The sequence below is a fragment of the Xanthomonas hortorum genome, from assembly GCF_011305375.1.
In the GTDB taxonomy this organism is placed as follows: domain Bacteria; phylum Pseudomonadota; class Gammaproteobacteria; order Xanthomonadales; family Xanthomonadaceae; genus Xanthomonas; species Xanthomonas hortorum_E.
Map to the genome: position 1 here is coordinate 274,205 of NZ_VCME01000011.1, position 7,537 is coordinate 281,741.

A 7,537-nucleotide genomic window follows, 5' to 3' on the forward strand; every position below is an offset into this window, starting at 1 on the left:
CAATGTTGCAGCTCTATGGCAAGCGTGCCGCCGCGCACATGCTGCTAGCTCTACACCCATGCCATTGCACGCGTGTGGCATGGCGAAACGGCATGCCCGCACTGGCCGTGTGCTGACAGCAGGCGGTTTTTTGTGCGCCACCTTTGGCCCGTATGCCCACGCGCGCTAAGCGCGGGAAAATAAACAAGTCGCGCTAAGCGCGGGCAAGCACACCAAGCGCGTTACGCGCGGGCGGCAAGCACGCTGCTGTCAAGCATCTGCCCGACCATGTTGAGCAGATCGTTGAGGCTGAAAGGCTTGGGCAGCAAGGCCATGCCTTCGGCGAGAAATTCCTGCCGCGTGGCTGCGTTTTCGGCGTAGCCGGTGATGAACAGGATCGGCAAGCCGGGCCGCAGCGCGCGCGCAACATCGGCCATGTCGCGCCCGTTCATGCCGGGCAGACCCACATCCGACACCACCAGATCGATCTCCACCCCGGCACGCAATTGCTCCAGCGCGCCATTGGCATTTTCGGCTTCGGTCACGTGGTAGCCGGCATCGCTGAGCACCTCGCTCACCATCATGCGCACGACATCGGTGTCGTCCACCAGCAGGATGCGCTCGTGACGGTGACGCGGCGATCTAGGCGGCGGTGCCGGCGCCACCTCGCTTGCCGCAAGCCCGCGCGGCAACAGCAAGGCCACCGTGGTACCACGGCCCACGGTGCTGGTGATGCGCGCGGTGCCGCCGGATTGACGCGCAAACCCATAAGTCATGGACAAGCCCAGGCCGGTGCCCTCGCCGATGGGTTTGGTGGTGAAAAACGGCTCGAACACCTGATTGAGAATGGCCGGCTCGATCCCGCTGCCATTGTCGATGACGTTCACCGCCACGTAATCGCCATCGTCCAGTTCCGGATCGTTGTGCGCGGTGTAGGCGGCGCTTTGAATGCGGATGGTGCCCTTGCCCTTCAGTGCATCGCGTGCATTGATCACCAGGTTGAGCACCACGTTTTCGAGCTGGTTGGCATCGGCCACCGCGACCAGCGGCGTCTGCGCCAGATCCAGTTCCAGCACGATGTTCTCGCCGATCGAACGGTGCAGCATGTCTTCCAGCGAGCGCACGCGTGCATTGATGTCGAACGCCTGCGCATCCAGCGATTGCTTGCGTGCAAACGCGAGCATGCGCTGGGTCAGCGCGGCAGCGCGATGCGCCGAGCCGGTGGCGATTTCCGCCAGCCGCGGCACACGCTCGATGCGGTTGGATTCCACCGCCAGCTGGATCATGTCCAGCCCCGAAATGATGCTGGTCAGCAAGTTATTGAAGTCGTGCGCGATGCCGCCGGTGAGATTCCCCAGCGCTTCCATCTTCTGCGCCTGCAGTAGCTGGATTTCGGTGCGCTGGCGCTCGGCGATCTGGTGCGCCAGCTCGGTGGTGGCGGTGTCCAGTTCCTGGCGTTGTTCGCGCTCGCGCAGACGCTGTTCGGTCACGTCCTCGACCAGCAACAAGCCCAGATCCGGCTCGCGATACGGCGACACCCGCCACTCGGTTTCGCACAGCTTGCCATCGCGGATGATCGACAGCGTGCCGCTCCAGCGCGCGCGTTGCGCCAGCGCGGTGGTCAGGGCATGCACGGTTGTCGCCTGGTCCAGCCCCGCCGCCTGGATCGCATCGCCGGGTGTGGCGCTGCCGATCAGGCGCTGGAAGGCCGCATTGGCTTCGTGCGTGTGCAGCCTGGAATCGACCACGGCGATCGGCGCGCTGATGTGCTCGAAGATCTCGCGGAAGCGGGCCTCGCTGATCCGCAATGCATCTTCGGCATTGCGGGCGCGCAACAGCGTGCGCAGCGTGGCGACCAGCACGCTGGGGTCGACCGGATGGATCAGGTACGCATCGGCACCGGCATCCAGCCCGGTGGCCATGTCGCCGGTGGCGATCGAAGCGGCCGACACATGCACCACCGGCAGCAGCGCGGTGCGCGGGGCGGCACGCAAGCTGCGCACGATGTCGAAGCCGCTCATGTCCGGCAGGTTGACGTCCAGCACCACTGCGGCAAAGGCGTGCGTGGCCAGCTTGGCCAGGCCATCGGTGCCGGTGCCGGCCTCTTCGACCACGAACTGATGATGCTCGAGCACGCGCCGCACCGAATAACGCGTCACCGCGTTGTCGTCGACCACCAGAATGCGATGACTACCGGGCAAGTGCGTTCTCCGCCGCCAGCGTCACCGGCAGCACCACGAAAAATTCGGAACCTTCGCCGACCACGCTATTGATCCCCACCCTGCCACCGAGCAACTCGGCGAAGCGCTTGCAGATCGCCAGCCCCAGGCCGGTGCCGGTCAGGCGTTTTTGCAGCGGCGAATCCACCTGCACGAAATCCTCGAATAAGGCCTCGTGCAGCTCGGCCGGAATGCCGATGCCGGTATCCTGCACACCGAAGCGCACATGGGTGTCGCCTTCCAGCTGCGCGAACACGCGCACGTGGCCTTGCGGGGTGAACTTGAGCGCGTTGGAGATGAAGTTGCGCAGGATCTGCGCCAGCTTCTTGTCGTCGGTGTAGAGCATCGGCAGCGCAGGCGGATCTTCGAAGATCAACGTGGTGCTGCCGGCATCGGTGAGCGGGCGGAACATGCCGCGCAATGCCGAGAACAGATCCATCAGGTCGAACCAGCCCGGCGAAATGGCGATGCGGCCGGCTTCGATCTTGGCCAGATCCAGCAGGTCGTCGACCATCTCGGTGAGCTCGCGCGCCGAGGCGCTGACAAAGCGCACCTGCTTGGATTGCTCGGCGTTGAGCGGCCCGTCCATGCCGTCTTCCAGCAGGCGGGTGATGCTCAGGATCGAACTGAGCGGCGTGCGGAACTCATGGCTCATGTACGACAGAAAGCGGCTCTTGAGCTCGGACACATCGCGCAGCTGTTCGGCCTGCTGATCGAGCTCGGCATACAGCGCCAGCACGCCCTGGTTGGTTTCTTCCAACTCCTCGCGCAAGGCCTGGTTCTGCTGCCGCAGCGCGTCGAGTTCGGCCAGCGGATCGGCTGCCGATGCGGCATCGGATGACTTCATTGCAGGGCTCCCAAACGCATGACGAACACGCAGGCATCGTCGCGGCCGCGCGCGTAATCGCGCAACAGCACCGCCGCAACGATACGCGGGTGGCGTGACAATAGCGCCGGGTGATCGCGCAGATTCCAGCGCGTTTGCAGGCCGTCGCTGTGCATGACCAGCAGCTTGCCGGTCGCATTCGGAAAATCGAACGGCTGCGCCTTGCGAAACTGCACCCCGACGATGCCCGGATGCGACGGCATGCCGCGCACCCCATCGCCATCGCACAGCGAAGCGACGATATTGCCGACGCCGGCAAAGCGCACCTGGCCGGTGCGGCTGTCGAACTGCATCACCGCTGCCGCACCACCGCGGGTGCCGGACATGCCGGCATGCAGGCGTGCGATGAGCTCGCCGGGCTCGCCGCTGGCCGCTGCCAGCGCGCGCGTGCCGGCATCGGCGGCGTCGGCCGCGCCATGCCCGTGGCCCAGGCCGTCGATCAAGGTCACGCTGACCCGTTGCTCGCGGATCGCCAACTGCCAGGCGTCGCCGCACACCACTTCGTGATGCAGCGGCACGCGCACCGCGCCATACGGCAGATCCAGCTCGGCGCGTGGTTGCGCAAACAGCCGTACCATCACGATCGCGCCCTTGGCATCGGAGTACGCGTCCAGCACCTGCGCCTTGCGCTTGATCGCGCCCAGCCCGGTGCCCGGTGTGCCGGCAGTGGAATAGCCATCGCGCAGGCCATCTTCCAGTGTAAAACCCGGGCCTTCGTCGATGGCGCAGATCTCCACGCCCATGCCCTCGCGCGCAGCCACGCCCGACAACTGAAAGCAGCCGCCACGCCCATGCTTGAGCATGTTGGTGGCAAGCTCGGTGGCGACCAGCGCAACGCGACCACAGGCGGCCTCGTCGAACCCCAGCGTCTGCGCGAGTGCCGTCGATTCACGCCGCGCCTGCCCGACCTGGCTGGCTTCGTCGACGCGAAACAGGCGGGTCACGTCACCGGTAACCGTCACTTCCATGTGGTGATGGTGATGCGCGTGCCCTTGCCCGGCGTGGTGTCCAGCACAAAGTCGTCCACCAGCCGCCGGCTGCCGGACAGGCCCAGACCAAGTCCGCCGCCGGAGGTCCAGCCGTCTGTGAGCGCCAGATCCAGATCGGGAATGCCGGGGCCTTCGTCGCGGAATGTCAGCTGCACGCCCTTGCGGATGCCGTTTTCCACCAGTGCCCAGTCCATATCGCCGCCACCGCCGTAGATCACGGTGTTGCGCGCCAGTTCGCTGGCCGCGGTGACCAGCTTGGTCTGGTCGACCAGACGCAGGCCACACTGCACCACCAGCTTGCGCACCGTCTGCCGGGCCAGCACCACATCCTGTTCGGTGCGTACCGGTTGCGACCCTGTGGTCATGAATCGCGATCGGGTTGCTGCAACAGGCGCATGCCGCGTTCGACATTGAGCGCGGTGCGCACCGACGGCAGGGTCAGGCCCAGTTCGACCAAGGTGATCGCTACCGCCGGCTGCATGCCGACCACCACGGTCTTGGCATCCATCACTGCGGCCAGCCCGGAGATGGTGCTGATCATGCGGCCGATGAAGGAGTCGACGATGTCCAGTGCGGAGATGTCGATCAGCACGCCGCGCGCGGAGGTGGCGCTGATTTTTTCCGACAGATCTTCCTGCAGCGTCATCGCCAGTTGGTCGTGCATGTCCACCTGGATGGTGACCAGCAGCAGGTCGCCCATCCGCAGGATCGGGATACGCTCCATGTCAGCTCGCCTTGCTCACGGTCACGCCGGTGCGCTTGAGCGCCAGCGCCAATGCGTCGGCCAGGTTGGCCTTGGTGACGATGCCCTGCAGATCCAGCCCCAGATGCACAATGGTCTGTGCAATCTGCGGGCGCACGCCGCTGATGATGGCATCGGCCCCCATCAGGCGAATCGCGGTGACGGTCTTGAGCAGGTGCTGCGCCACCAAGGTGTCCACGGTGGGCACGCCGGTGATGTCGATGATGGCGATCTCCGAGCCGGTATCGACGATGCGCTGCAGCAGCGATTCCATCACTACCTGGGTGCGTTGCGAATCCAGCGTGCCGATCATCGGCAGCGCCAGCACGCCGTCCCACAACTTCACCACCGGGGTGGAGAGTTCCAGCATCTCTTCCTGCTGCCGCACGATGATGTCTTCGCGGGTCTTCTGGAACGCCTTGACGGTGTACAGGCCCAGACGATCCAGCAATTCGGACAGCGCCCACAACTGCAGGCCCAACTCCTCCGGCGCACTGGCGTACTCGCGCTGCACCAGCTCGAACAGCACGCGCTTGAGCGAAAAAATGAAGTTGGCGGTTTCCTGAGAATCGAAGCCGCGCGTGGCACGGTCGCGCGAGAGCGTCTCCAAAAAACGGCGCACCTCGCTCCATTCGGCGCTGTCCAGGCTGCTGCCGCCGTCTTTCAACGAGGCCACCAGCAAGCGCAGGAATTCCGCGCCCTGGGTTTCGATTTCCTGCCGCGAAATACGCACGTCGTTACCGAAGCTGGAACCCAGCCACGCGGTCAACAACGTTGTTTCCTGCCCACGAATCGCATCGATCGAGCGCTGCTGCAATGCCACCATGAGATCACCCGCCGAGTAAAGAGAAGAAAGGCCGGGCATGCGGGCTGGACTGCGCCCGTGGTTGGCGCGGCGCCCCCACGCCGAAGCGCAGCAGAATAAAACAATTCAGATTCGGCAACCAACGACGAACCTGTAGCAGTCATCAGACACTACACCCTGCAGTTTGACATTGCAGCGCACATGGCGAACGTGCGCCCGGCCACGCCTGCGCAGATGCAGGCGGCGGATGCAGGCGGCGATGGTCTGAGTGCCGCCAACCGATGGCGGACGCTGCCGCAAAGCGGAGTTTGATCGAAGCGAGGTGATACGGGCACGCCGAACAAGCCCTCCAGCCAGTGCGTGCAACGCGCTGTGCCACCAGCGGCGTGTCGGGCTGTGGTCGGGCGTGTTCTGATCGCGCCCAGACTTTTCTCAGGCTCCCCCATGTCATCGCTGTTTTCTCCGTATCAACTCAAAGACCTCACGCTGCGCAACCGCATCGCCATTCCGCCGATGTGCCAATACACCGCCGTGGACGGCCTCACCAACGACTGGCATAAGGTCCACTACGCCAGCATGGCGCGCGGCGGTGCGGGCCTGGTGATCGTCGAGGCCACCGGCGTGTCGCCGGAAGGACGCATCACGCCTGGTTGCCTGGGCCTGTGGAACGACGCCCAGGCCGAAGGATTGGCGCGTATTGCGGCATCGATCAGCGCCGCCGGCGCAGTACCCGGCATCCAGATCGGCCACGCCGGGCGCAAGGCCAGCGCCAACCTGCCGTGGGAAGGCGACGACCACATCGCCGACGGCGACGCACGTGGCTGGGACACCATCTCGCCCTCGGCCGTCGCCTTCGGTGGCGGCTTGCCCAAACTGCCGCGCGAGATGACGCTGGACGACATCGCCCGCGTGCGCGGCGATTTTGTCGCCGCCGCACAGCGCGCGCGCGATGCCGGCTTCCAGTGGCTGGAGCTGCATTTTGCGCATGGCTATCTGGCGCAGAGCTTCTTCTCGGTACACGCCAATCATCGCCAGGATCAGTACGGTGGTACTGCCGAAAATCGTGGCCGCTTCCTGCTGGAAACACTGCAAGCCGTGCGTGCGGTCTGGCCGGAACATCTGCCGCTCACCGCGCGCTTTGGCGTGATCGAATTCGATGGCCGCGATGAGGAAACCTTGCAGGAAGCCATCGCACTGACCCGCAACTTCAAGCAAAGCGGCCTGGATCTGCTCAACGTCAGCATGGGCTTCAGCACCCCGACCGCGCAGATTCCGTGGGGCCCTGCGTTGCTGGCGCCGTTCGCCGAGCGCGTCAGCCGCGAGGCACAGCTGCCGGTGGCCTCGTCCTGGAATATCGACGACCCGCTGGAAGCCGACCGCGTCATCGCCGCCGGGCAGATGGAGTTGGTGATGATCGGCCGCGCGCACCTGGCCAACCCGCACTGGCCGTATCACGCCGCGTTGGCGCTGGGCGAAGAACGCCCGTCGTGGGTGCTGCCACCGTCGTACGCGCATTGGCTGGAGCGCTACGGCAAGCGCAGCTGATCGGACACGTGCGACATGCCCGGATGCGGCGCCGCGCGCAAGCCGACCGCGCACACGAAGTCAGCAGGTTCGTGGGAATGCTTCGGTTCGCTGCGGGCGCTTGCACGCGTCCCGGCGTGGGACACGCCGCAAGTACGTCCGTGTAGGCTCTTACGCGGCATCCATGCCGCGTAAGGTCCCACGCCGGGACGCGCGCAAGCACCACCACACGTGATTGGTGGCGATAGGAAAGCGGCGACTGGTTGACGGACCCTTCCTCGGATCGTGACCTTCAATGGCGAAACGATGGGTTGATGCCAACCACATCGACTGCGGAAATCGACTTTGCAATCCGCAGGCACTACGCCTGCCTGAAGCCATTGCTTGCCGATC

The 7,537-nt window shown here is 65.1% G+C and carries 7 protein-coding genes; 1 reads left to right on the forward strand and 6 read right to left on the reverse strand.

Annotated elements, in window-relative coordinates:
* Nucleotides 1–221: 221 nt before the first annotated feature.
* From FFY45_RS12640 to FFY45_RS12665, 6 genes are read right to left on the reverse strand one after another with little or no spacing between them, the layout of a single operon-like run.
* Nucleotides 222–2,180 (reverse strand): response regulator, encoded by a 1,959-nt coding sequence (locus FFY45_RS12640; RefSeq protein WP_176340690.1) that lies wholly within the window; start codon nucleotides 2,178–2,180, stop codon nucleotides 222–224.
* Nucleotides 2,170–3,045 (reverse strand): sensor histidine kinase, encoded by an 876-nt coding sequence (locus FFY45_RS12645; protein ID WP_006450591.1) that lies wholly within the window; start codon nucleotides 3,043–3,045, stop codon nucleotides 2,170–2,172. Before FFY45_RS12645 ends, FFY45_RS12640 begins: the two co-directional genes overlap by 11 nt.
* Nucleotides 3,042–4,052, reverse strand: coding sequence for an ATP-binding protein (locus tag FFY45_RS12650; protein ID WP_176340691.1), 1,011 nt, complete (start codon nucleotides 4,050–4,052; stop codon nucleotides 3,042–3,044). The genes FFY45_RS12645 and FFY45_RS12650 overlap by 4 nt, the downstream gene beginning before the upstream one ends.
* A complete protein-coding gene (locus tag FFY45_RS12655) occupies nucleotides 4,043–4,438 on the reverse strand; it encodes an anti-sigma regulatory factor (RefSeq protein ID WP_006450589.1) in 396 nt (131 codons plus the stop codon). Before FFY45_RS12655 ends, FFY45_RS12650 begins: the two co-directional genes overlap by 10 nt.
* On the reverse strand, nucleotides 4,435–4,797 hold the full coding sequence (locus FFY45_RS12660; RefSeq protein ID WP_023903148.1) for an STAS domain-containing protein: 363 nt from the start codon (nucleotides 4,795–4,797) through the stop codon (nucleotides 4,435–4,437). Before FFY45_RS12660 ends, FFY45_RS12655 begins: the two co-directional genes overlap by 4 nt.
* 1 nt (nucleotide 4,798) lies before the next feature.
* Nucleotides 4,799–5,641 carry an STAS domain-containing protein gene (locus FFY45_RS12665; protein WP_074056946.1) on the reverse strand — a complete coding sequence of 281 codons (843 nt, stop codon included), beginning with the start codon at nucleotides 5,639–5,641 and terminating at the stop codon, nucleotides 4,799–4,801.
* Nucleotides 5,642–6,064: 423 nt separating this feature from the next.
* Here FFY45_RS12665 and FFY45_RS12670 point away from each other — a divergent pair, with 423 nt between their 5' ends.
* Nucleotides 6,065–7,165: an NADH:flavin oxidoreductase/NADH oxidase gene (locus FFY45_RS12670; RefSeq protein ID WP_176340692.1), complete on the forward strand. Its 1,101-nt coding sequence runs from the start codon at nucleotides 6,065–6,067 to the stop codon at nucleotides 7,163–7,165.
* Nucleotides 7,166–7,537 lie beyond the last annotated feature (372 nt).